We start from the raw sequence: 22,796 nt of genomic DNA, 5'->3' as shown, positions 1-22,796 counted from the left end.
TGGCGTCCCACACTCGGGAGATGATCTCGCCATGAAGCGCAAAATTGCCGCCAGCCTTGCCGCTTTTCTGACAGCCGCAATCATCACGCCGATCGCGGCGCAAGCGTGCAGCCGCGCCGTCTACTTCGGCCTCGAGGGCCAGACCGTCACCGGCCGCACCATGGACTGGTTCGAGGCCGATCTGGGCACCAATCTCTGGCTTGCACCGCGGGGCACGGCGCGCCACAGCAACACCAGCAAGCCTCTGACATGGATCAGCAAGTATGGCAGCGTAGTCACGACCCTCTATGATGGCGCCAGCGCTGACGGCATGAACGAGCGCGGGCTTGTCGCGAACCTGCTCTACCTGCCGGAATCCAAGTATCCCGCCGCGATCGCCGCCGACACTCGTCCGACGCTCGCCAATTCTGCGTGGGTCCAATACGTCCTGGACAACTATGCCACCGTTGCCGAGGCGGTCGCCGACCTGAGGGCAGAACGCTTTCGCATGGTCGCCATCACCGCGCCGACCGGTGAACCCGGAACGGTACACCTGTCGATCTCGGATGCTTCGGGCGATTCCGCCATCTTCGAGTATCTGGACGGCAAACTCGTTATCCATCATGGCCGGCAATTCCAGGTCATGACGAACTCCCCGACTTTCGATCAGCAACAGGCACTCAACACATACTGGCAGGGAATCGGCGGCACCACCTTCCTGCCGGGTACCAACCGTGCATCCGACCGCTTCGTCCGCGCCTCGTTCTACATCAACGAGGCCAAGCAGTCCGCTGACCCGCGCACCGCCGTCGCCGCGGTTTTCAGCGTCATGCGAAACGTCAGCGTGCCGATCGGCATCAAGATCCCAGGCCAGCCAAACATAGCAGACACGCTGTGGTTGACCGTCTCAGATCAGAAGAACAAGGTTTACTACTATCAGGACACGAAGAGCCCCAGCATCGTCTGGGTCGACTTTGCCAAGTTGGACTTCAGTCAAGGCAGTGGAGTCCGCAAGTTGCAACTTGCCGGCAATCCCGACACCGGCGGCAACCAGACCAGCGCTTTCAGGCCCGCCGAACTCTACAAGTTCATGATCCCGCGCGAGTGAGGGCACGTTCCTGCGAGACGCAGGATCGAACTGACGCACAGTGATGCGGCCCTCTGTTCGGTCGAATGGATGGCCATTTCACCGGATCTGCCGCGGTCCGGTCCGCTGGGTTGCCACAGCCCCCTACTCAGTTTGCGCAGCGGGCTTGAGCGCCAGCCAAAGGCCGGCGAGGACGCAGGCAAGACCCAACAGCGCGGCGACTGGCAGTGGCTCGCCCAGCAGCAGCGTGCCACCCAGCGCCGCCGTCACGGGACCGAGACCAAGGAAGATCGTGACCAGGGTCGGCGGCGCGTTGCCCAGCGCATAGACCCATAGGAAGAAGCCGATGCCGCTCGACACGCCGATGAAGACGATGGCCGAGACCTCTCCGGCCTTGAAGGCAGGCCACGCAGTGAAGAGACCCTCGGCAGCCGCAACGCCCGCCAGCGCCAGGACGGCCACGAACATGGCGAAGGCCGTCACCGGGAGTGCCGAGTAGCGCGCGACATAGGGCGCGTAGGAGATCGAGCAGACGGCGCCGCAGAGGGCTGCGCCCAAGGCGGCCACCGTGCCCAGCCACGCCGACCCGTGCTGCGGCTCCGCCGTGATCGCCGCCCCTCCCAGCGCGATCGCGACGCCCGCGAAGGTGAGCAGCGCGCCCCCGATCTTGGCGGGCGTGAAGCGCTCGCGTCCGCCCAGCGCCGACAGGGTCATCGTCATCAGCGGGAAGGTCGAGAACAGCAGCGACGCGCGGGCCGCGGGAATGTGCAGCAGCGAATAGTTCAGCAGCACGATCAGCGCCGCGAACTGGCCGATCCCCAGCAGGCCGATCGGCAGCAGCTCGCGTGCCGCGATGCGCCGCCACGGCCGCAGCCACAGGGCCGGCGCGAGACAGGCGAGACCGATGAGATAGCGCAGGAAGCCCAGCGACCCCGGCCCGGCCGCGTCGACGACATAGCGCGTCGCCACCATCGCGGCGCCGACCTGGATGCCGGTCCCGGCGGCGGCCCACAGCGGGCCGGGCCGGTTCACAGATCGAGGCTCCAGAACTGCCCGACCAGCTTCTTGCCGAAGCTCTCGTGCTTCTCCTCGCGGATGAGCCGGAAACCCGCCGCGATGTAGATCTTGCGGGCCGAGACCAGGATGTCGTTGGTCCACAACATCAGCTTCCTGTAGCCCTTGGCGCGGGCATCCTCGATACAGGCCGCGACCAGGCTCTGGCCGATGCCGAGGCCGCGCGCCGAAGGCTCGACGTAGAGCATGCGCAACTGCCCGGTGGTCTTGCCGGCGCGCACCAGGAAGACCGATCCCGCGATCTCGCCGTTGCGCTCGGCGATCCAGCAATTGTCCGACTTCGGGTCGAACTTGCGGATGAACTTCGCCGAGATCTCCGCGAGCATCGCCTCGAAGGTGCCGTCCCAGCCATACTCGCTGGCATAGAGCTGGGTCTGGCGGCGGATGATCCAGCCGAGGTCGCCCGGCTGGTGCGGCCGCAGCGTGAACGGCACGCGCTTTTCCGGCGGCTCGTCGAGCAGTTTCTCCACGGTCCCGAGCGCCTTCACCAGCCGGTCCTGACGATCGGCCGGCAGCTCGGCCAACAGGTCGGCGATGTCCTGGCGCGATCGCTCGTTCATGGCGCCCCAGAGTTTCTGGCCCTTGGGCGTGAGCGTCAGCTCGGTCTGACGCTTGTCCGCGGCCGAGCGCTTGCGTGCGACGCAGCCCCGTTTCTCCAGCCCCTGCAGCAGGCGGCTGACATAGCCGGGGTCGAGACCGAGATCGCGGCAAAGCTCCTGCGCGGTCGGACGGTCGCGGTTGGCGATCTCGTAGACCAGGCGGCCCTCGGGCAGCGTGAACGGGCTGTGCAGGAGGGTTTCCTCCAGCACGCCGATGCGGCGGGTGTAGAAGCGCGAGAAACGGCGCACCGCCTCGATGCGGGACGCGAGCGACGACGCTGCCATGGCGACCTCCAATATGGTTGCCATCGTCAATCAATTAATTGCTTTCGTCAATTAATTGACGGTGCACAGCATGCCATTCTGAGGCACCTCTCCATTCAAAAAAATAGAGGGGTGTCAGCGTCTTCGCTGACGGAATGGGCAGAGAGAGCAGAAATGAAAAAGGGCCGCCGAAGCGACCCTTGATCGTTCCGTCCCGCCGGGGCTCAGCCCCGCAGAATCGACGTGCCGGCGTAGCGCGCCTGGGTGCCGAGCTGTTCCTCGATGCGCAGGAGCTGGTTGTACTTGGCGAGGCGATCCGAGCGCGACAGCGAGCCGGTCTTGATCTGGCCGCAGTTGGTGGCGACGGCGAGGTCGGCGATGGTCGCGTCCTCGGTCTCGCCCGAGCGGTGGGACATGACGGCGCCGTAGCTGGCGTTGCGCGCCATCGAGACCGCTTCCATCGTCTCGGTCAGCGTGCCGATCTGGTTCACCTTGACCAGGATCGCGTTGGCGAGCCCGTCCTTGATGCCCTGCTCCAGCCGCTTCGGGTTTGTGACGAACAGGTCGTCGCCTACCAGCTGGATCTTCTTGCCGAGCTTGTCGGTGATGGCCTTCCAGCCCTTCATGTCGTCCTCGGCCATGCCGTCCTCGATCGACACGATCGGGTAACGCTTCACGAGATCGGCGTAGTAGTCGACCATGCCGGCGGCATCGAACGACTTGCCCTCGCCTTCCATCTCGTACTTGCCTTTCTTGAAGAACTCGGTCGAGGCCGGGTCGAGCGCCAGCATGACGTCCTCGCCGGGCTTGTAGCCGGCCTTCTCGATCGCCTTCATGACGAAGGACAGAGCCTCGTCGGCGGTGGCGAGGTTGGGGGCGAAGCCGCCCTCGTCGCCCACGTTGGTGTTGTGCCCGGCATCGTGGAGCTGGCCGCGCAGCGCGTGGAAGACCTCCGCGCCCATGCGCAGCGCGTCGGCGAAGCGGTCGGCCTTCACCGGCATGATCATGAATTCCTGGATGTCGATCGGATTGTCGGCATGGGCGCCGCCATTGATGATGTTCATCAGCGGCACCGGCAGCACCGAGGCCTGGCTGCCGCCGACATAGCGGTAGAGCGGCAGGCCGCTGTCCATCGCCGCGGCCTTGGCGACCGCCAGCGAGGCGCCGAGGATGGCGTTGGCGCCGAGGCGGCCCTTGTTCGGGGTGCCGTCCAGCTCGATCAGGGCGCGGTCGATCTTGATCTGCTCCAGCGCGTCGAGCCCGGACAGCAGGTCCATGATCTCGCCGTTCACGGCGGCGACCGCCTTGAGCACGCCCTTGCCGCCATACCGCTTCTTGTCGCCATCGCGCAGTTCCACGGCCTCGTGTGCACCGGTCGAGGCACCGGACGGCACGGCCGCGCGGCCGATCGCGCCGCTGTCGAGTTCGACCTCGACTTCGACGGTGGGATTGCCACGGCTGTCGAGGATTTCGCGGCCGCGGACTTCAGCTATGGCGCTCATGAGAAAAACTCCTGTTGGGCGCGGCCTGTCTAGCCCGCGCGCCCGGCGGCGAGCAAGTGACGCGATGGCGCGCGCTTCCTATACTTCCGGCCTTAATTGCCGCCGCCCTGGGAGAAGACAATGCCCGACCACACCCATCAGCATCAGGCCGCCGCCTCCGTCGAGGCCCGGACCGATGCCATCGAGGCCGCCTTCCACGAGCGCGGCATGGAGCCCGCCAACTTCATCCGCGAGTTCAAGCATCTCGCCGAGGAGGAATGGGTGCCGCAGAACGGGGCGCGCGTGGTCGCCAAGGCGTGGACCGATCCGGCCTTCCGCGAGCGCCTCTTTGCCAACGGCCGCGACGCCGTGGCCGAACTCGGCCTCTCGATGCCGCCGCATCACCGGCACCTCGTCGTGCTGGAGAACACGCCCAAGGTCCACAACGTGATCTGCTGCACGCTGTGTTCGTGCACCGCCTTTTCGATCATCGGCCTGCCGCCGGACTGGTACAAGGACCTGGAGTACCGCGCCCGCATCGTCCGCCAGTCGCGCACCGTGCTGAAGGAAATGGGTCTCGACCTGCCGGCCGACATGGAGATCCGTGTCTGGGACACGACGGCAGACACGCGCTACATGGTGCTGCCGGTGCGCCCGGAAGGTACCGAAGGCTGGTCCGAGGAGAAGCTCGCCGCACTGGTCACCAAGGATTCCATGATCGGCGTCTCGCGCCTCTAGTACCGGAGAGACAAATGGATGGCATGCACGATCTCGGCGGCAAGCAGGGCTTCGGCCGGGTCCGCTATTCGCTCCGCGCCCAGACCTTCCACGAACCGTGGGAGAAGCGGGTCAACGCGCTCTATTCGCTCGCGGTGAAGCTCGGCATCTTCAACATGGACGAGTACCGCCACGCCATCGAGCGCATGGAACCGCGGCACTACCTGTCGGCCAGCTACTACGAGCGTTCGCTGACCAGCCTCGCGACCCTGTGCGTCGAGAAGGGCATCCTCACGCAGGAGGAACTGGAACGCCGCGCGGGCGGCGCCTTCCCCCTCTCCTCGCCCAGCGCCCCCGGCCGCGGCAACGTAGCCACGCGCGAGACGCTGAAGGTCGGCGACAGGGTCACGGTAAAGACGGATTACGTCCCGGGTCACGTCCGCATGCCGGGCTACATCCGCGGCAAGAGCGGCGTCGTGGTCGGCGTGTCGCCGCCCTACCCGTTCCCCGACGCCCACGGCCATGGCATCGAGGCCGAAGACGAGCCGACCTACGACGTCCGCTTCGATTCGCGCGACCTGTGGTCGGACTCGGCAGACCAGGCCTTCGTCCATGTCGGCGTCTTCGAGAGCTACCTCGAACGCGCGTAGTAGCCTCATCGAAAAGCGCCACTGGAGTGGCGCGCTCCATCGCTACATTGAGCCTCACGCCCCCGCCGCGTAGCGCGGGAGGCGCAGCCGGAGCAGGCCGAGCATCTCGTCGCGCAGCGGGTCGCGTGCGTTGCGCAGCCAGGCCGCAGCCATCGGCAGGAGGTCGAGACCGGCCGTTTCGCGGGCCGCAATCGGCACGAAGCGAACGCCCGAGACGCCGAGACGGGCCGCCGAGCGCGGCACGATGGCGAGGCCAAGTCCCGCGGCCACGAGCTGGACGATCGTCTGCTTCTCCTCGGCGCCCTGCGACAGGTTGGGGCGCAGGCCTGCCCGTTCGAACAGCTTGATCGTGAGGTCGTGGCTGTGCGGCCGTGCGCTACGATCGGGCACGATCATCGGTTCGTCCGCCAGCGCCTCGATCGAAAGTCGCCGCCGGCCCGCCAGCCGGTGACGCGACGGCACCGCGACGACCGGCGTCTCATGGAAGAGCATCATCATCTCGATCCGCTTGTCGAGCCGCTCGGGCGGCCGGATGAAGGCGATGTCGAGCCGCCCCGACAGGAGCTTCGGAACCAGGCGCACGGTCTTGTCCTCAACGAGTTGCACCGCGGCTGTCGTGCGCAATTCGCGGAAGTCGTGGAGCAGCGCCGGCACCAGCCCGGCCGCGGCGGTGTCGATCGCGCCCACCCGGATGAGGCTGCGCGACCGGCGGCGGCCGCGTTCGCGGACTTCGGCGGCGAGCGCATCGGCCCGCGCCAGCAATCCCCGGGCGTCGTCGACGAAGGCCGCCCCGTCCTGCGACAGCATCACGTTGCGCGTGGTGCGCAGCAGCAGGGGCACGCCGAGCGAAGTCTCGAGCAGGCGGATCTCGCGGCTGAGCGCCGAGGGCAGCATGTCGAGCCGGCGCGCCGCCCGGCCGAAGTGAAGCTCCTCGGCGACCGCGACGAAACAGCGAAGCTGATGCAGGTCCACGGTGGGGATTATATCAGAAATTTGTATAATCCCGCGCCGATTGCGGGTCGCCGCCGGTCCCCGTATGGAGAGTCCAAAGAAGAATCCAAGGGAGCGAAATCATGAGCCTTTTCCGTCGTGCCCTGCTGACCGGCACCCTGATCGTGTCAGCAGCCCTGGCGTCGGCCCTGCCGGTCGCCTCCCTCCAGGCGCAGGCCGCCTACCCCAGCAAGCCGATCACCCTCGTCGTTCCGGCGGCGGCCGGCGGTCCGACCGACACGGTGGCGCGCCTGATCGCCGAATCGATGACCAAGACCCTGGGCCAGACCGTCGTGGTCGAGAATGTCGGCGGTGCCGGCGGCACGATCGGCATGGCCAAGGTCGCCCGTGCCGCGCCCGACGGCTACACGATCGCGGTCTGGCATATCGCGCAGGCCACTGCCCCCGCCCTCTATGACGGCCTGAAGTACGACGTCGTCGGCGACTTCGACCATCTCGGCCGCATCACCGACGTGCCGATGACGCTGGTCTCGAAGGCGGGACTGCCGCCCAAGGACATCGCCGAGATCGTCGCCTGGATGAAGGCCAATCAGGGCAAGGCGACCTACGGTCATGCGGGCATCGGCTCGGCCTCGCATCTCTGCATGCTGATCCTGATGAAGGAACTCGGCATCAAGATGGAAGGCGTCGGCTATCGCGGCACCGGGCCGGCGATGAACGACCTGATCAGCGGCACCTTCGACGTGATGTGCGACCAGACGACCAACACGACCGGCCACATCAAGGACGGCCGCATCAAGGGCTATGCCGTCACCACCAAGGCCAAGGTCTCGTCGGTGCCCGATCTGCCGACCCTGGACGGCGGCGCCCTGCCCGGCTTCGAGGTCTCGGCCTGGCACGCGTTGTGGGCGCCCAAGGGATTGCCCAAGGACGTGACCGACAAGCTCGTGGCGGCGCTCAAGGTGGCGTTGAAGGACCCGAAGGTGGTCGAGCGCTTCGCGGGCCTCGGCACCGAGCCCGTCGCGGAGGCCCAGGTGAGCCCGCAGGCCCTCAAGACCTATCTTGAGGCGGAAGTGAAGCGCTGGGACGCCGTGATCAAGGCGGCCGGCGTGAAGGCCAGCAATTGATCCGGAGAGCGTGATGAAGACCTACAAGATCGCCGCCATTCCCGGCGACGGCATCGGCACCGAAGTCGTCTCGGCCGGCGTCGAGGTTCTCGAAGCCATCGCCAAGCGCGAGGGCGGCTTCGCCTTCCAGATCGACCATTTCGACTGGGGCGGCGACTACTACAAGAAGCACGGCCGCATGATGCCCGTGGACGGGCGCGACCAGATCGCGAAGCACGATGCGATCCTCTTCGGCTCGGCCGGCCATCCCGACATCCCCGATCACATCACCCTGTGGGGCCTGCGTCTCGCGATCTGCCAGCCCTTCGACCAGTACGCCAACGTGAGGCCGACGCGCGTGCTGCCGGGCATCACCTCGCCGCTCCGCCATGTGAACGGCAACGAACTCGACTGGGTGATCGTGCGCGAGAATTCCGAGGGCGAGTATTCCGGCGTCGGCGGCCGCGTCCACCAGGGCTCGCCGATCGAGGCGGCGACCGACGTGGCGATGTTCACGCGCGCCGGCGTCGAGCGCATCCTGCGCTTCGCCTTCAAGCTGGCGCAGTCGCGGCCGCGCAAGCTCCTCACCGTCGTCACCAAGTCCAACGCCCAGCGCCACGCCATGGTGATGTGGGACGAGATCGCCCACGAGGTCGCCGCCGACTTCAAGGACGTGGCCTGGGACAAGATGCTGGTCGACGCCATGACCATGCGCATGGTGATGAAGCCCGGCAGTATCGACACGGTGGTGGCGACCAACCTGCACGCCGACATTCTCTCGGACCTCGCCGCCGCCCTGGCGGGGTCGCTGGGCATCGCGCCGACCGCCAATCTCAACCCGGAGCGCACCTTCCCCTCAATGTTCGAGCCAATCCACGGCTCGGCCTTCGACATCATGGGCAAGGGCGTGGCCAACCCGGTGGGCACCTTCTGGTCGGCGGTGATGATGCTGGAACATCTCGGCGAGCCCGCCGCCGCCGGCCGGTTGATGAAGGCGATCGAGCGCGTCACGGCCGACAAGCGCTTCCACACGCCCGACCTCGGCGGCACGGCGCGCACCGCGGATGTCACCAAGGCCGTGATCGAGGCGATCCACGGGGCGAACGCTTAACGAAGCAGAAGAAGCGGAGCGCGCCACTGGAGTGACGCGCTCCGATTGAGAAATCCCGTCGTCTCGACCGAAGCGCCGAAGGCGCGAAGCGGAGAAACCTTCGCTCTGCAAATAGCCGGCTAATCGTCGAGAGAAGATCTCTCCGCTACGCCTAGCTGCGCGAGGCTTCGGTCGAGATGACGGCGCCTCTTTCTCCAAAGCGACGAGAGGCCTACCGCCAGGCGCTCTTGAGTGCCTGGTCGGTCTTCCACTTCTCGACCGCGGCGACGTCGTTGCAGCCGAAGGCCTGCGGGTTCCTGCGCGGCGTGCCTTCGATCCAGGCGAAAACCAGGCACTGTGCGTAGGTCCTATCGCCCTGCTTCGTCTCGAACCTGATCTCGGTCGTGGTCGCGGCGCCGGCCTTGGCATCGCCGTAATCGTCGATCGCCGGTGCGATCTCGCCGACGGTGCGACCGGCCGACTTGTTGTCGGCGTACCACTTGGCGAAGTCGGCGAACTGCTCGCCTGCCACGCCCTTGCCGTCGGCGGCGACGTAGGCCTTGAGGTCGCGCACCAGCGCCTGGGCCGCGGCGTTGGCCTTGGGCTCGGCGGCCTTGCGACGCTCGGCGAGTCGGTCCTGCAAGGCCTTTAGCGCATCGGCGTTCGAGGGCTTTGGCGGCGACAGCGGGACCGGCTGGGCGGTCTGGGGCGGCGGCGATTCGAGGCGGCGGATCGGCGCGCGACTGGCCTCGGCATTCAACTGCGCCGCTTCCTGCGGCGTCAGCTTGCCGACCGCCGGCGTATTGCGTGCCTTCTGCCAGTCGCTGATGGCCTTCATGGTGGCCTCGGACTGCAGGTTGCCGTCAATCGGTCCGTTATACTTGTCGAGCGTACGCAGGGATTCCTGGATCTTCCGGCGGTCGGGCTCGGAACTGTTCAGCACGGTCGTGTAGTCGGGTGCCGGCGCGGGCCGGGCAGCCAGAGGCGCCGGTGGCGGCGCAGGCGCCTGGGCCGGCGGCGCGGCCCCGCCGCCCGCGCAGGCGGCCGGATTCTGGAAGCACCGTTCCACCTCGCCCGCACTCTGAGCGACGGCGACGGCGGGCGCGAGAAGTGCGAGGCCCAGGAACGGAATGGCGAGGCGCATATCAGATGCCGCCGTAGGTGTTGGCGGCGAGCTGCGCCGGCAGGCCGATCACCATGGTGACCGGCTGGCCGCGCCCCGTCTGGCCGCGCGCGACGATGTGGTCGTTAGGGGCGCCGGTCTTGCTCTCGAAGCTGCCGCGGCCGGCGAACTTGCCGCCGAAGCAGGACAGGGAGAACTGGCCGCTGCCGGGATTCTCGTTAGTCATGGTGCCGTTGCAGACCTGCTCGCCGCGCGGATTGTCGACAGTGAAGGTCACCGAGCGGTCCCGGCCGATCAGCGCGCCGTAGCGCACGAGGCCGTTCAGGCGCGCGACGTTGCCGCGCTCGTCTCGATAGAAGATCGAGGCCGGGCCGTAGGCGTCGTCGGGCATGCTCGCCTTCGGCACGACATAGGTCTCGTCGCTGATGACGACCTGGCAACGGCAGTCCACGCCGTAGTTCTCGCCGAGGGGGCCGAGTTCCTGGAGGCGCCGATTACAATTGGACAGCGCCGTCTGCTGCACCTCGCTCTCGCTCTGTTGCCCGCGTGTGTAGGCGTCGGCGTAGAGGAAGGCGCACTGCTTGGGCATCGGGATCGCCACGACCTTGTGGCTGGCCGAGTTGGTCTCGGTATTCACCCAATAGCGGTTCGCCATCTCGCTGAACCGCAGGAAGATAGGGTCGCGCCGCTCGGCTTTGCCGTAGGGCGACTGGGAGGCGGCCTGCGCCCAGGCGGTCGAGCCGAGCGTGAGGACGGCGAGCGTGACGAGGGCGGCAATACGGACCATGCCGTCAATTCACCCGAAAAACATGACCGAAATGCGACCCGGCCGCGGCCTCGTCCTTGCCTAGACGAGGCGACTCTGTGTCTTGGCCGCGCCGATGAACGAGGTGAACAGCGGATGCGGCGCAAAGGGCCGTGATTTCAGTTCGGGATGGTACTGGACGCCGATGAACCAGGGATGGTCGGGAATCTCGACGATCTCGGGCAGGATGCCGTCCGGCGACATGCCCGAGAAGCGCAGCCCCACCTGCTCGAGCCGGTCCTTGTAGTTGACGTTCACCTCGTAGCGATGGCGATGCCGCTCGCTGATCACGTCCTGTCCGTAGATCTCGTGGACCTTGGTGCCCGGACGCAGGTGCGCAGGATAGGCCCCGAGTCGCATCGTGCCGCCGAGATCGCCGTCGGCCGAGCGCTTCTCGAGCTGGTTGCCCTTCATCCATTCCGTCATCAGGCCGACCACCGCATGGTCGGTCGGGCCGAACTCGCTCGACGAGGCCGTCTCGATTCCCAGCAGGTTTCGTGCCGCCTCGATCACCGCCATCTGCATGCCGAAGCAGATGCCGAAGAACGGCACCTTGCGCTCGCGTGCGAACTTCACGGCGTGGATCTTGCCCTCGGTCCCGCGCTCGCCGAACCCGCCGGGGACCAGGATGCCATGGACATGCTCGAGCCGGCTGACGGCGTCGTCGCGCTCGAAGATCTCGGAGTCCATCCACTCCAGGCCGACCTTCACGTTGCTGCCGAAGCCGCCATGGGTCAGCGCCTCGGAGAGCGACTTGTAGGCATCGAGCAGCACCGTGTACTTGCCGACCACGGCGATCGTGACCTTGCCCTCGGGCTCCCGCACTGACCGGACGACGCCGCGCCAGCGGTCGAGATTGGGCTCCTCATCGGCCGGCAGGCCGAAATAGCGGCAGACCTCGCGGTCGAAGCCGCGCTCGTGATAGGCGATCGGCACCTGGTAGATCGTGTCGACGTCGCGCGCCTCGATGACGCGTTCCGGCTTCACGTTGCAGAACAGGGCGATCTTGCGCTGCTCGTTGGCGGGGATCTCCTTGTCGCCGCTACGGCAGACCAGCAGGTCGGGCTGGATGCCGACGCTGAGAAGCTCCTTCACCGAATGCTGGGTCGGCTTGGTCTTGAGTTCACCGGCCGTCGGCACCCAGGGAAGCAGCGTGAGATGCACGTACATCACACGCTCGCGGCCGAGTTCGTTACCGACCTGCCGGATGGCTTCGAGAAACGGCAGGCTCTCGATGTCGCCGACCGTGCCGCCGACCTCGACCAGCACGAAGTCTTCCTTGTCGGTATCGGCGACGACGAATTCCTTGATCGCGTCGGTGACGTGCGGGATCACCTGGACCGTGGCGCCGAGATACTCGCCGCGGCGCTCCCGCGCGATCACGGTCGAATAGATGCGGCCGGTGGTGATGTTGTCGCTTTGCTTGGCATCGACGCCGGTGAAGCGCTCGTAGTGACCGAGATCGAGATCGGTCTCGGCCCCGTCGTCGGTCACGAAGACCTCTCCGTGCTGATACGGGCTCATCGTGCCCGGATCGACATTGAGATAGGGGTCGAGCTTGCGCAGCCGGACCTTGTACCCACGGGCCTGCAGCAGGGCGCCCAGCGCCGCCGACGAAAGCCCCTTACCAAGCGAGGAAACCACGCCGCCCGTTATGAAGATAAAGCGCGTCATGGGCCTACAGCATACAAGCGCTTGTGGAGCGCAGCCATGGGGATATCGCCCCGCCGGAGACATTTCGGCGGAGGGTGGAAGCGGAATTCATCGGGAACCCTAGCGCGTGGGAGCGGCGGGTTGAGCCGGCGCGGCGGGTGCCGTCGGCGCCGGCGCCATGCCACCGGGAGCGGCCGGCGCGCCCTGCCCGACCGGCGCGCGATCCATGATCGAGCGAGTGGCACGGACCGGGTCGGTCATGCTCCAGGCCATGATCAGGCTCAGGACAAAGAAGATCGTCGCGAAGATCGCGGTCATCCGGGACAGGATGTTGGCCTGGCCGCGCACCGAGAAGAGCGCATCCGAACGGCCGCCCATGCCCAGGCCACCGCCTTCGCTGCGCTGCAGGAGGATCACGACGATCATCGCGGCCGTCACACCGACGTGGATGACGAGCAGCACGAGGCGCCATTCGTGGAGGAAGTGTCTTACGGCGTCCATTTTCGTCCAGGCTTAAGAGGGCATCTGCGCCAAGCGGGCGCTTCTAGCCGCTTTAGGCGGCCTTGGCGATAGCCAAAAATTCCGCGGCGACGAGGCTGGCGCCCCCGACCAGCGCGCCGTCGACATCCCCGGCCGCCAGGAGTTCGGCGGCATTGCTGCCCTTCACCGAGCCGCCGTAGAGCAGGCGGACGGCCGCCGCCTCGCTAGTCAGACCGCCCAGCACCTTGCGAATGTGCGCGTGCGCTGCGGCGACCTCGCCGACGGTCGGGGTCTTGCCCGTACCGATGGCCCAGACCGGCTCGTAGGCGACGACGAGATTGGCTGCGGTGGCGCCTGCCGGAACGCTGCCCTTCAACTGCGTCTCGAGCACCTCGAGGGTCTCGCCGGCCTCGCGCTGGGTCAGGGTCTCGCCGATGCAGACGATCGGCAGCAGACCCGCGCGCCAGGCCGCCTCCGCCTTGGCGCGCACAATGGCGTCGGTCTCGCCGCAATCGGCGCGGCGCTCGGAATGGCCGACGATGACGTGGCTGGCGCCGGCATCCTTCAGCATCTCGGCAGAAACGTCCCCGGTATGAGCGCCGCTCGCCTTGGCGTGGCAGTTCTGGCCGCCGACCAGCAGGCCGCTGCCCTTCACGGCGTGGGCGACGGCGGCCACCAGGGTCGCCGGCGGGCAGACCAGCAGTTCGCGGTCGTTCCAGCCGGCTTCCTTCACGCCGGCCGCAACGGCCCGGGCGAGCGTCAGCGCATCGGCCTCGAGGCCGTTCATTTTCCAGTTGCCCGCGATCAGCGGCCGCCGCGTACGCGCCATTTCAATTCCCCGTTCTGTTCGGGGCGTATCTAAAGGTGGTGGCGTTTGCGGTCAAAGCCCCGCTTGGTTGCCTGTCCATGGGGCGGGTGGTAGGCATGGCGCCCCGTCAAGAACCCCCGTTCGGCCCGTGAATCAGTTCCGCAAGTACGCCCGTTACGTCATTCTGTTCATCCTCTTCGGCATGCTGATCGTCAGCTTCGGCCTGTGGGGCGTGGGCGACATGCTGAAGGTGGTCGGACGCAGCTCCGAAGTGGCGCACGTCGGCGGCACCAAGATTCCGCTTTATGGCTGGGTCGGCGGCGCGCCGGTCTATGCGACCGAGGTGCGCGAGCAGTTCAACCGCCAGCTCGAGGCAATCCAGCGCCAGACCGGCCAGCGCCCGGAGCAGGAACAGGCGTTGCGCTACGGTCTGCATGTGCGGGCACTCGAGGAAGTGATCCAGCGCACCGTGCTCGACTATGCGATCCGCGAGTTCGGACTGATCGTCAGCGACGAGGAAGTGCGCGCAGCCATCGCCCGCAATCCGGCGTTCCAGGGAACCGGCGGCTCGTTCGATCCCCTGCTCTACCGCAACCGCCTGCAGCAGGCCCGCATCAGCGAGCCGCAGTTCGTGCTCGACATGCGCCGCGAGATCGCCGCCAGCCAGCTGTTCGGTGCGGTGCGCGCCGACGGCCTCGCGCCGGTGTCGCTCCGCGACCAGATCTTCAAGCTGGAGAGCGAGAAGCGCACCGCCGAGACGATCTACATCCCCGACGCGATCGTCGTCGACGTCCCGAAGCCGACGCCGGAACAGCTCAACAGCTATTTCGAGGCCAACAAGGCCAAGTTCCAGATCCCCGAATTCCGGGCGTTCTCCTACGTCATGATCACCGTCGACGACGTGCAGAGCCAGGTGGCCGTCACCTCCGACGCCGTGCGCCAGGAATACGAGGCGCGTGCCGCCGAATTCGGCACGCCCGAGAAGCGCGACGTCGACCAGGCGATGACCGACACCGAGGACAAGGCCAAGGCGATCATCGCGGCCGCCCAGGGTGGCAAGTCGCTGGAAGACGCCGCCAAGGAAGTGACCGGCAATGCCGACGGCGTCATCAAGCTCGGCCTGGTGACCAAGAAGGACCTGCCGCCGGGCCCGCTGGCCGATGGCATTTTCGGGCTGCCGGAGGGCATCGCCCCCGCGCCCATCCAGTCGCCGCTTGGCTGGCACATCGTGCGCATCAACAAGATCGAGGCCGGCAAGGCCGTGCCCTTCGACGAGGTCAAGGAGAAGCTCGAGAAGGACCTCAAGGCGCAGCAGGCGCCGGACCTGCTGATCAAGCTGGTCACCGACTTCGAGCGCACGTTGAGCAAGACCCAGTCGATGAAGGGCGCCGCCGAGGACCTCGGACTCAAGGTCAGGACCTACGAGAACGTCGATGCGCGCGGCCAGGACGCCTCCGGCAAGCAGGTCGTGATCGGGCCGGCGTCCGCCGAACTCGTACAGGCCGCGTTCGCCACGCGTGAGAGCGCGGAGAGCGACCTGCTCGAGACGCCACGCGGGGAGTACTTCATCGTCCGCACCGACCGCATCACACCGGCGCGCGCGCCGACGCTGGCCGAGGTCGAGGACCGCGTGGTCGCGGCCTGGCAGAATGAGGAGCGCCGCAAGCTGGCCGATGCCAAGGTGAAGGACGCGCTGGAGAAGGCGAATGCCGGCACCGACTTCGCCACGCTGGCCAAGGATCTGGGCCTGGAGGCGCGGATGGCCAAGCCGGTCACCCGCTTCGAGGCCGACGCCGGCAACTATCTCAGCCAGCCCGTCGTCGTCGAGCTGTTCAAGCTCGCCCCCGACAAGACCGCCTCCGTGCGCACGGCCGAGGGCAGCGTGCTGGTCCGCGTGAAGTCGATCGAGGCGCCCGACCTGTCCAAGGACAAGGACCAGCTCGACCGCTTCGGCAAGCAGCTCGACACGATGGTCGCCAACGACCTGATCCTCCAGCTCATCGCAGCGCTCCGCGCCAAGTACGGCGTGACCGTCGACGAAGCAGCCTTCCAGGCGACCTTCGCGCCCCAGCAGTAGAAGACCCGCTATGTCGATCTCACCCGACTTCGACGCCTTCGCGGCGCGTTACGATTCCGGCACGCCGCAGGTCGTTTCGACCAAGCTCGTCGCCGATCTCGAGACCCCGGTCTCGGCCTATCTCAAGCTGGCCGACGGCCGCCCCAACTCGTTCCTGCTGGAATCGGTCGAGGGCGGCTCGGTGCGCGGCCGCTACTCGATCATCGGCTTCAAGCCCGACGTCGTGTGGCGCTGCCGCAAGGGCCAGGCGGAGATCAACCGCCGGGCCGACAAGGATTCCCAGGCCTTCGACAATCTCGAAGGCCGGCCGCTGGAGACGCTGCGCGCGCTCATCAAGGAATGCCAGATGGAGCTGCCGGCCGACCTGCCGCCGATGGCGTCGGGCCTGTTCGGCTTCCTGGGCTACGACATGGTCCGCGACATGGAGCGGCTGCCCGACACCAATCCCGATCCGATCGGCCTGCCCGACGCGATCATGGTGCGGCCGACCCTGATCTGCATCTTCGACCGGCTCGAGGACAACGTGACCCTGGTCACCCCGGTCTGGCCACAGAAGGACATCAGCGCCCACGCCGCCTACGAGGCCGCGCAGGAGCGGCTGGCCGACGCGGTCTCCGATTTCGAGCGCACGCTGCCCTTCCGCCGCGACAGCGCCGACGACCTCGACGCCCTGCCCGAGCCGCAGGCCAACATGTCGAAGGAAGACTTCAAGGCGATGGTCGAGACCTGCAAGGAGTACATCCGCGCGGGCGACGCCTTCCAGATCGTACCGTCGCAGCGCTTCTCCCTGCCCTTCAAGCTGCCGCCGCTGTCGCTCTACCGCGCGCTGCGCCGCATCAATCCCTCGCCGTTCCTGATCTTCTTCGACTACGGCGACTTCACCATCGTGGGCTCAAGCCCGGAGATCCTGGTCCGGCTGCGCGACGACACCGTCACCATCCGTCCGCTTGCCGGCACGATCCGCCGCGGCGTCACGCCCGAGGAAGACAGGCAGCTCGCCGAAAAGTTGCTGGCCGACCCCAAAGAGCGCGCCGAGCACCTGATGCTGGTCGACCTGGCGCGCAACGATGTCGGTCGCGTCTCCAAGATCGGCTCGGTGCGCGTCGTCGAGCAGTTCACCATCGAGAAGTACAGCCACGTCCAGCACATCAGCAGCCACGTCGAAGGCAAGATCGAGGACGGGCTCGATGCGATCGACGTGCTGAAAGCGGGCTTCCCGGCGGGCACGCTCTCGGGCGCCCCCAAGGTGCGCGCGATGCAGATCATCGACGAGGTCGAGCCGGTCCGCCGCGGCATGTATGCCGGCTGCGCCGGCTACTTCGCGGCAAACGGCACCATGGACACGTGTATCCTGCTTCGCACGGGCCTGGTGAAGGACGGCACGATGTACGTCCAGGCCGGCGTCGGCGTGGTGGCCGATTCCGATCTCGAAGCCGAGTACCAGGAGAGCGTCGCCAAGGCCAAGGCCCTGGTCCGCGCCGCCGAGGAGGCCGTCCGCTTCGCCAGCGCCGGCCAGTGGAGCGCCGGCAACAAGCGGCGTTAATTCCTCGTCTTCCTTCGACTGCGCGCCTTCGGAGCTGCGCTCGGGACGACGGCCTGTTTTCTCGCGCTAAGGCAAAGCGTCCGGCGAGAAGCCCGCGGGCGGCTTGAAGCGCGTCCTGAATGTTCGTGACCAGGCTTCGTTGGCGATGCGCTGTGCGTCGTGCAGGATCTTCTCCTCGTCCATCGTCAACACGGCCCCGTCCTTCATCACCCACTTGCCGTCGACCATCACCGACTGGACGTCGCGCGCCTGGCCGTTGTGGACGAAGTCGGAGACGACCCTCAGGACAGGGATCAGATGGGCGCGCTGCAGGTCGATCACGACCAGATCGGCCTTGTTGCCCGGCGCCAGCCAGCCGCCGTCGGGCACCCCCAGCGCCCGGTAGCCATTGCGTGTCGCCCAGCGCAGAGCCTGCTCCGGCGTCGGCTCGCGACCATCCTCGCGGCGCACCCGTTCCATGAACAGGCCGGTGCGCATCACCTCGACCATGTCCTCGGCCATGTTGTCGGAGCCCATGCCGACGTTGCAGCCGTACCTTTCAAGATCGGCGATGCGCGGGCTGAGGCCGCGGCGTGCGGCGATGGCGGAGTTGAACGACACGTTCACCCTGGCCTCGCCCAGGAGCTTTTCCTCCGACGGCTCCATGCAGCGGCAATGGGCGCAGATGATGCGGTCGTTGAGAAAGCCGAGATCGGCCAAGTATTCGGTCGGCAGGCGGTTGCGATGGGCGCGCACGGCGGCCACCTCGCCCCAGATCTGGTTGAGATGGATGGTGATTCTCGTGTCGAGCTGCGTCTGCAGCGCGCTCAGGTCCTGCAGCAGCTCCGGCGAGCACATGTCGGGCGCCCAGGCGGAGATCGCGATGCGCAGGCGGCCGTCCGCCTTGCCGTTCCAGTCGCGATGATTGCGCTCGATGTTCCGGATGTGCGTCTGGCCCAGCGCCCGGTCGAGTTGATAGGGCGCCGGATCGCCGATCGAGGTGCCGATGCGGTCGTAGGCGCGCTCGGCCAGCAGGAAGCGCAGGCCGGTATCGGCCAGCGCGCCGGCATAGTGATCGACGTCGTTGGAGTCCTCGAGGATGTGCGTGGTGCCGCTGCGCAGCGCCTCCAGCGCGCCCAGCAGCGCGAAGGCGCGACGTTCGTCAGGCGCCATGTCGGGCAACGGGATCGGCGACAGGCCGCCGGTGAAGGGCGGGTTGTGCGACGGCGAGAGATCCTCGAACACGCCGCGCGCCAGGGTCATGGTGAAGTGCGTGTGGATGTTGGCGAAGCCCGGCATGACGAGCTTGCCGCGCCCGTCGATCTTTTCGGCGTCAGGATAGCTCGCCAGAACCTCGGGGCTGGGGCCGATGGCCGCAATCCGGTCGCCCTCGATGGCGATGGCGGCGTTGTAGTGGACGGTGTCGGCATCGTCGACAGTCACGATGGCGGCGTCGTGGATCACGATGGTCAAGGGTCCCTCCTCCGGCGGCTTTGCGGCAGCCTCGCCTACTGCTTCTTCTTCATGTTCCAGAACATCGGCACCGGTCCGCTGAGCTGGTCGGTGATCGTATTCCGCATCGCCACCGGCATGATGTACTGGCCGAGATTGGCATACATCGGATACTCCGACGCCCGCACCTGGATGGCGATCGCGAGTTCCTTCCGTTCGGCGTCGGTCGCAGCGCGCGAAAAGGCATCGCGCAGTTTCTCGATCTGCGGGTCGCACGGCCAGCCCACGTTGGCCTTTTCGCAGGTCGCGGCGAGATAAGACATCATGATTGGGTCGAGCAGGTCGGCCGATACCCAGGTGGTGATGAAGGCATGCCACCCGCCCTTGTCCGGCGGCTCCTTGCGGGCGCGCCGCGACAGCACGGTCTGCCAATCCATCGGCTGCATGTCGACCACGAACCCGCCGCGCTCGAGGAGCGACTTGACGATCGGCGTCAACCGCCCGGTCTGTGTGTCGGTGGCGAACAGCAGCACGACCGGCGTGCCGTCATAACCCTCCTGCTTCAGAATCTCCTTCGATTTCGCGAAGTCGGAATTCAACTTGTCCTCGAAGCCCCTGTCGGTTGCGTAAGGAGTGCCGCAGATGAACAGCGCCTTGCACTCCTTGTAGTACTTCTCGTCGCCGAACCCCGCGATCAGGAAGTCCTTCTGATTCAGGGCGTAGAGCGCAGCCTGGCGGATCTTCGCATTGTCGAACGGCTTGTGCAGTGTGTTGAAGCGGAGGTTCATCTGGCCTCCGAGTTTATTGTAGGTGCCGAGAACGACATTCTTGTCCTTGGCGAGCAGCGGCAGAAGTTCGATCTCCGGCTGGTCGATATAGTCGATCTCGCCGTTCAGCAGCGCGTTCACCGCGGTCTGGGCATCGGTGATGTTGAGCCATTCGACACGGTCGACGTTCACCACCTTGCCGCCCGCGAGCCCGGAGGCCGGCTCACTGCGCGGCTTGTAGTCCTTGAACTTGTCGTAGACCGTCTTCTCGCCCGGCCGCCACAGGTCCTTGCGGAAGACGAAGGGGCCCGAGCCGGTTGGATCGCTGATCTGCACGTTGTTGGGCGTGTCGGCCACCCGCTTGGGCATGATGAACGGCACGGTGGAGCTGGGCTTGCCCAGCGATTGCAGCACCAGCCCGTACGGCTCAGTCAGGACCATGACGAAGCTCTTGTCGTCGACCGGCTTCAGCTCCTTCACCAGCGAGAAGAGCTTCTGGCCCATCGCATCCTTGGGCGCCCAGCGCTGCAGGGAGGCGATGCAGTCTGCCGAGGTGACGGGCGCGCCGTCATGGAACTTCAGGCCGTCGCGCAGGGTGAAGGTGTAGGTGAGATTGTCGTCGCTGATCTTCCAGCCTTCGAGCATCTGCGGTCGCACGACGAGGTTCTCGTCCATCGCCAGCAGGGTGTCGTAGACCATGTAGCCGTAGTTCCGGACGTTGTAGGCGGAGGTCCAGATCGGATCGATGATCTTGATGTCGGCATGCATGACCGCGCGGATGGTCTGCGCCTGTCCCGATGCCGGGAGAGACAGAAGCGCGGTCGCCACCGCGCCGATTGCCCAGCTGATCGCCCGCATGACCGCCCCCTGTCCGTTGTCCGGTTCACCCTGCAGAGCGAACGCAATCGCCATGCCATTCCCCGGCGCGAACAAGGGGTGCTAACGTCCGGCAACGGAGGAAAAGACCATGTCCGACTGGCAAAATCGCTACCAGCGCCTGCTGTTCGATCGCCCGCACCCCAGGGTGCTGCGGGTCACGATGAACCGGCCCGAGAAATACAATGCGACGGACGCGATCATGCACCGCGAACTGGTCGACGTATGGCGGGACATCGACGGTGACGACACCGTCAACTGCGTCATCATCCAGGGCGCCGGAGGCAAGGTCTTCTCGGCCGGCGGCGACTTCGACATCATCGAGAACAACATCAAGGACCACAACGCGCTGCTGCGGACCTGGAAGGAAGCGCGTGACATCGTCTACAACGTCATCAACTGCTCCAAGCCGATCGTCAGCACCATCCGCGGCCCCGCCGTTGGCGCGGGCCTCGTCGCCGGCATCCTGGCCGACGTCTCGATCGCCTCGAAGAAGGCCAAGATCATCGACGGCCATACCCGCCTCGGCGTCGCCGCCGGCGACCATGCCTGCATCGTCTGGCCCCTGCTCTGCGGCATGGCCAAGGCCAAGTACTACCTGCTGCTGTGCGAGGCGGTCGACGGCGAGGAAGCCGAGCGCATCGGCCTGGTCTCCCTCTGCGTCGAGGACGACCAGCTCGAGGCCAAGGGTCTGGAGGTCGCGACGAAGCTCGCCGAGGGCGCGCAGAGCTCGATCCGCTTCACCAAGTACGCGCTGAACAACTGGCTGCGCATGATGGGCCCGACCTTCGACACCTCGCTCGGCCTCGAGATGCTGGGCTTCGTCGGCCCCGACGTGAAGGAAGGCCTCGCCTCGCACCTGGAGAAGCGCAAGCCGAAGTTCGATCCGTATTCACCGCTCTGATCGCCCGTCCTGAGTGCCGACGAAGCACCTTACGGACAATCAGGCACTGACAGCACCGAGCACGGCCGGATGAGGGATCCTTCGCGGCGCTCAGGATGACGAGAGGCAAGCATGCGTGGTCTCGAAGGTAAGAACGTCATCGTGACCGGCGGCGCGGGCGCCATCGGGAGCGCCATCTGCCGGCGCTTCGCAGGCTACGGCGCGCGGGTCGGGGTCTTCGACAAGAACCTCGACGGGGCAAAGAAGATCGCCGGCGAAATCGGCGGCTACGCCTCGGGCGTCGATATCGCCGACTACGCGGCCGTCGGAAGAGCCATCGCCGCGTTCGAGGTGACGGTCGGTCCGACCGACATCCTGGTGAACAACGCGGGCTGGGACCGCTTCGTCAACTTCGTCGATACCACGCCCGACCTGTGGGACCAGCTTATCGCCATCAACCTGCGCGGACCGCTCAACATGAGCCACGTCGTGCTGAAGGGCATGGTCGCGCGCGGCAGCGGGCGCATCGTCAACATCGCATCGGACGCGGGCCGCGTCGGATCCTCGCAGGAGGCCGTCTATTCGGCCTGTAAAGGCGGCATCATCGCCTTCACCAAGACCGTGGCGCGCGAGGTCGCCCGGAAGGGTATCACGCTGAACGCGGTCTGCCCCGGCCCGACGGACACCCCCCTTCTGGCCGCCGTCGCCGGCGACGACGAGCGCGGACAGAAGGTCCGTGCGGCCCTGGTCGGCGCCATCCCGATGAAGCGTGTCGGCCAGCCCGAGGATATTCCGGGTGCGGTCTGCTTCCTGGCGAGCGACGATGCGGGCTTCATCACCGGCCAGACCCTCAGCGTCTCCGGTGGCCTGACGATGCACGGCTGATGGAGGCAATCGATGCCCGAGCTGCAATGGCTGCTCGCCGCCATTCCGAATTTCGCCCGCTACATCGTGGTGAGCTTCGCGCTGCTCTTCGTTTTCATCTGGGTTTACACTCTTCTGACCCCCTGGCGGGAATTCGCGCTGATCCGCCAAGGCAACACCGCCGCGGCGGTCGCGCTCGTCGGTGCCCTGCTCGGCTTCTGCCTGCCGCTGGCCAATACCATCGCGCATTCGGCCAGCCTCACCGATCTCGTCCTGTGGGCCGGTGTCGCTCTGGTCGTCCAGGCGCTGGTCCATGTCGGCCTGCGTTTCCTGCTGCCGAACCTGATGCAGTCGATCGAGGCGGACCGGATGGCTTCAGGCGTCACGGCGGGTGGCTTCGCGGCCTGCTTTGGCCTGATCAACGCCGCCTGCCTGACCTATTGACTATGTCCCTGCCCGATCCTTCCCCGCACCGCCCGCCCGAACGC

At 66.6% G+C, this 22,796-nt stretch carries 21 protein-coding genes; 10 read left to right on the top strand and 11 right to left on the bottom strand.

The window, feature by feature from the left end; genetic code table 11:
* Positions 1-31: 31 nt before the first annotated feature.
* Positions 32-1,087, top strand: coding sequence for a linear amide C-N hydrolase (locus LJ725_RS01140; protein WP_230548781.1), 1,056 nt, complete (start codon positions 32-34; stop codon positions 1,085-1,087).
* A gap of 123 nt (positions 1,088-1,210) precedes the next feature.
* Here LJ725_RS01140 and LJ725_RS01135 read toward each other — a convergent pair whose 3' ends face one another.
* The 3 genes from LJ725_RS01135 to eno all read right to left on the bottom strand — a co-directional run bounded on the left by LJ725_RS01135 (position 1,211) and on the right by eno (position 4,505).
* Positions 1,211-2,098 carry a DMT family transporter gene (locus LJ725_RS01135; protein WP_230548780.1) on the bottom strand — a complete coding sequence of 296 codons (888 nt, stop codon included), beginning with the start codon at positions 2,096-2,098 and terminating at the stop codon, positions 1,211-1,213.
* A complete protein-coding gene (locus LJ725_RS01130) occupies positions 2,095-3,024 on the bottom strand; it encodes a bifunctional helix-turn-helix transcriptional regulator/GNAT family N-acetyltransferase (RefSeq protein ID WP_230548779.1) in 930 nt (309 codons plus the stop codon). Before LJ725_RS01130 ends, LJ725_RS01135 begins: the two co-directional genes overlap by 4 nt.
* A 203-nt stretch (positions 3,025-3,227) precedes the next feature.
* Complete coding sequence (eno, locus tag LJ725_RS01125; protein ID WP_230548778.1) at positions 3,228-4,505, bottom strand: phosphopyruvate hydratase; 1,278 nt, start codon at positions 4,503-4,505, stop codon at positions 3,228-3,230.
* A gap of 120 nt (positions 4,506-4,625) precedes the next feature.
* Here eno and nthA point away from each other — a divergent pair, with 120 nt between their 5' ends.
* Positions 4,626-5,222 carry a nitrile hydratase subunit alpha gene (gene nthA / locus LJ725_RS01120; RefSeq protein WP_230548777.1) on the top strand — a complete coding sequence of 199 codons (597 nt, stop codon included), beginning with the start codon at positions 4,626-4,628 and terminating at the stop codon, positions 5,220-5,222.
* Positions 5,223-5,236: 14 nt separating this feature from the next.
* On the top strand, positions 5,237-5,851 hold the full coding sequence (gene nthB / locus LJ725_RS01115) for a nitrile hydratase subunit beta (RefSeq protein WP_230548776.1): 615 nt from the start codon (positions 5,237-5,239) through the stop codon (positions 5,849-5,851).
* A gap of 54 nt (positions 5,852-5,905) precedes the next feature.
* Here the strand turns inward: nthB and LJ725_RS01110 are convergent, their stop codons facing one another.
* Positions 5,906-6,823, bottom strand: a complete 918-nt coding sequence (locus tag LJ725_RS01110) for a LysR family transcriptional regulator (RefSeq protein WP_230548775.1) — start codon at positions 6,821-6,823, stop codon at positions 5,906-5,908.
* Between the two features lie 101 nt (positions 6,824-6,924).
* On the opposite strand from LJ725_RS01110, the gene LJ725_RS01105 reads away from it, so the two are divergent.
* Together LJ725_RS01105 and LJ725_RS01100 are read left to right on the top strand one after the other, a co-directional pair.
* A complete protein-coding gene (locus LJ725_RS01105) occupies positions 6,925-7,929 on the top strand; it encodes a tripartite tricarboxylate transporter substrate-binding protein (protein WP_230548774.1) in 1,005 nt (334 codons plus the stop codon).
* A gap of 13 nt (positions 7,930-7,942) precedes the next feature.
* On the top strand, positions 7,943-9,019 hold the full coding sequence (locus tag LJ725_RS01100) for a tartrate dehydrogenase (protein ID WP_230548773.1): 1,077 nt from the start codon (positions 7,943-7,945) through the stop codon (positions 9,017-9,019).
* A gap of 211 nt (positions 9,020-9,230) precedes the next feature.
* Here LJ725_RS01100 and LJ725_RS01095 read toward each other — a convergent pair whose 3' ends face one another.
* The 5 genes from LJ725_RS01095 to tpiA form a co-directional block, all read right to left on the bottom strand.
* A complete protein-coding gene (locus LJ725_RS01095; RefSeq protein ID WP_230548772.1) occupies positions 9,231-10,142 on the bottom strand; it encodes a peptidoglycan-binding domain-containing protein in 912 nt (303 codons plus the stop codon).
* 1 nt (position 10,143) lies between these two features.
* On the bottom strand, positions 10,144-10,908 hold the full coding sequence (locus tag LJ725_RS01090) for a PALP domain-containing protein (RefSeq protein WP_230548771.1): 765 nt from the start codon (positions 10,906-10,908) through the stop codon (positions 10,144-10,146).
* 60 nt (positions 10,909-10,968) lie between these two features.
* Entirely contained in the window at positions 10,969-12,600 is a 1,632-nt protein-coding gene (locus tag LJ725_RS01085; RefSeq protein ID WP_230548770.1) for a CTP synthase, read from the bottom strand.
* Positions 12,601-12,699: 99 nt separating this feature from the next.
* Positions 12,700-13,080: a preprotein translocase subunit SecG gene (secG, locus tag LJ725_RS01080; RefSeq protein WP_230548769.1), complete on the bottom strand. Its 381-nt coding sequence runs from the start codon at positions 13,078-13,080 to the stop codon at positions 12,700-12,702.
* Between the two features lie 52 nt (positions 13,081-13,132).
* Entirely contained in the window at positions 13,133-13,888 is a 756-nt protein-coding gene (gene tpiA, locus LJ725_RS01075; RefSeq protein ID WP_230548768.1) for a triose-phosphate isomerase, read from the bottom strand.
* A gap of 127 nt (positions 13,889-14,015) precedes the next feature.
* On the opposite strand from tpiA, the gene LJ725_RS01070 reads away from it, so the two are divergent.
* On the top strand, positions 14,016-15,944 hold the full coding sequence (locus LJ725_RS01070) for a peptidylprolyl isomerase (RefSeq protein ID WP_230548767.1): 1,929 nt from the start codon (positions 14,016-14,018) through the stop codon (positions 15,942-15,944).
* A gap of 10 nt (positions 15,945-15,954) precedes the next feature.
* Entirely contained in the window at positions 15,955-17,487 is a 1,533-nt protein-coding gene (gene trpE, locus LJ725_RS01065) for an anthranilate synthase component I (RefSeq protein WP_230548766.1), read from the top strand.
* A 66-nt stretch (positions 17,488-17,553) separates the two neighbouring features.
* Here the strand turns inward: trpE and LJ725_RS01060 are convergent, their stop codons facing one another.
* A complete protein-coding gene (locus LJ725_RS01060; RefSeq protein ID WP_230549682.1) occupies positions 17,554-18,930 on the bottom strand; it encodes an amidohydrolase family protein in 1,377 nt (458 codons plus the stop codon).
* 44 nt (positions 18,931-18,974) lie between these two features.
* Positions 18,975-20,597, bottom strand: coding sequence for an ABC transporter substrate-binding protein (locus tag LJ725_RS01055; RefSeq protein WP_230548765.1), 1,623 nt, complete (start codon positions 20,595-20,597; stop codon positions 18,975-18,977).
* A gap of 55 nt (positions 20,598-20,652) precedes the next feature.
* Between LJ725_RS01055 and LJ725_RS01050 the strand changes: the two genes are divergently transcribed.
* The 3 genes from LJ725_RS01050 to LJ725_RS01040 all read left to right on the top strand — a co-directional run bounded on the left by LJ725_RS01050 (position 20,653) and on the right by LJ725_RS01040 (position 22,752).
* Positions 20,653-21,465 carry an enoyl-CoA hydratase/isomerase family protein gene (locus LJ725_RS01050; protein ID WP_230548764.1) on the top strand — a complete coding sequence of 271 codons (813 nt, stop codon included), beginning with the start codon at positions 20,653-20,655 and terminating at the stop codon, positions 21,463-21,465.
* Between the two features lie 111 nt (positions 21,466-21,576).
* Complete coding sequence (locus LJ725_RS01045; RefSeq protein ID WP_230548763.1) at positions 21,577-22,329, top strand: SDR family oxidoreductase; 753 nt, start codon at positions 21,577-21,579, stop codon at positions 22,327-22,329.
* Positions 22,330-22,341: 12 nt separating this feature from the next.
* Positions 22,342-22,752 carry a DUF350 domain-containing protein gene (locus tag LJ725_RS01040; RefSeq protein ID WP_230548762.1) on the top strand — a complete coding sequence of 137 codons (411 nt, stop codon included), beginning with the start codon at positions 22,342-22,344 and terminating at the stop codon, positions 22,750-22,752.
* The last annotated feature ends 44 nt before the right edge of the window (positions 22,753-22,796 follow it).

Source organism: Reyranella aquatilis (genome assembly GCF_020880995.1).
In the GTDB taxonomy this organism is placed as follows: Bacteria; Pseudomonadota; Alphaproteobacteria; order Reyranellales; family Reyranellaceae; genus Reyranella; species Reyranella aquatilis.
Note: the sequence above shows the minus strand (reverse complement) of the source record. Positions and strands in the feature narration are given on the sequence as shown.

Excerpts from the sequence above, each read along its gene's own strand:
- LJ725_RS01040 (WP_230548762.1), top strand. The coding sequence starts at position 22,342 with ATGCCCGAGCTGCAATGGCTGCTCGCCGCCATTCCGAATTTCGCCCGC.
- secG (WP_230548769.1), bottom strand. The coding sequence starts at position 13,080 with ATGGACGCCGTAAGACACTTCCTCCACGAATGGCGCCTCGTGCTGCTC.
- LJ725_RS01095 (WP_230548772.1), bottom strand. The coding sequence starts at position 10,142 with ATGCGCCTCGCCATTCCGTTCCTGGGCCTCGCACTTCTCGCGCCCGCC.
- nthA (WP_230548777.1), top strand. The coding sequence starts at position 4,626 with ATGCCCGACCACACCCATCAGCATCAGGCCGCCGCCTCCGTCGAGGCC.
- LJ725_RS01085 (WP_230548770.1), bottom strand. The coding sequence starts at position 12,600 with ATGACGCGCTTTATCTTCATAACGGGCGGCGTGGTTTCCTCGCTTGGT.
- LJ725_RS01105 (WP_230548774.1), top strand. The coding sequence starts at position 6,925 with ATGAGCCTTTTCCGTCGTGCCCTGCTGACCGGCACCCTGATCGTGTCA.
- tpiA (WP_230548768.1), bottom strand. The coding sequence starts at position 13,888 with ATGGCGCGTACGCGGCGGCCGCTGATCGCGGGCAACTGGAAAATGAAC.
- nthB (WP_230548776.1), top strand. The coding sequence starts at position 5,237 with ATGGATGGCATGCACGATCTCGGCGGCAAGCAGGGCTTCGGCCGGGTC.
- LJ725_RS01055 (WP_230548765.1), bottom strand. The coding sequence starts at position 20,597 with ATGGCGATTGCGTTCGCTCTGCAGGGTGAACCGGACAACGGACAGGGG.
- LJ725_RS01050 (WP_230548764.1), top strand. The coding sequence starts at position 20,653 with ATGTCCGACTGGCAAAATCGCTACCAGCGCCTGCTGTTCGATCGCCCG.
- LJ725_RS01090 (WP_230548771.1), bottom strand. The coding sequence starts at position 10,908 with ATGGTCCGTATTGCCGCCCTCGTCACGCTCGCCGTCCTCACGCTCGGC.
- LJ725_RS01100 (WP_230548773.1), top strand. The coding sequence starts at position 7,943 with ATGAAGACCTACAAGATCGCCGCCATTCCCGGCGACGGCATCGGCACC.
- trpE (WP_230548766.1), top strand. The coding sequence starts at position 15,955 with ATGTCGATCTCACCCGACTTCGACGCCTTCGCGGCGCGTTACGATTCC.
- LJ725_RS01130 (WP_230548779.1), bottom strand. The coding sequence starts at position 3,024 with ATGGCAGCGTCGTCGCTCGCGTCCCGCATCGAGGCGGTGCGCCGTTTC.
- eno (WP_230548778.1), bottom strand. The coding sequence starts at position 4,505 with ATGAGCGCCATAGCTGAAGTCCGCGGCCGCGAAATCCTCGACAGCCGT.
- LJ725_RS01140 (WP_230548781.1), top strand. The coding sequence starts at position 32 with ATGAAGCGCAAAATTGCCGCCAGCCTTGCCGCTTTTCTGACAGCCGCA.
- LJ725_RS01045 (WP_230548763.1), top strand. The coding sequence starts at position 21,577 with ATGCGTGGTCTCGAAGGTAAGAACGTCATCGTGACCGGCGGCGCGGGC.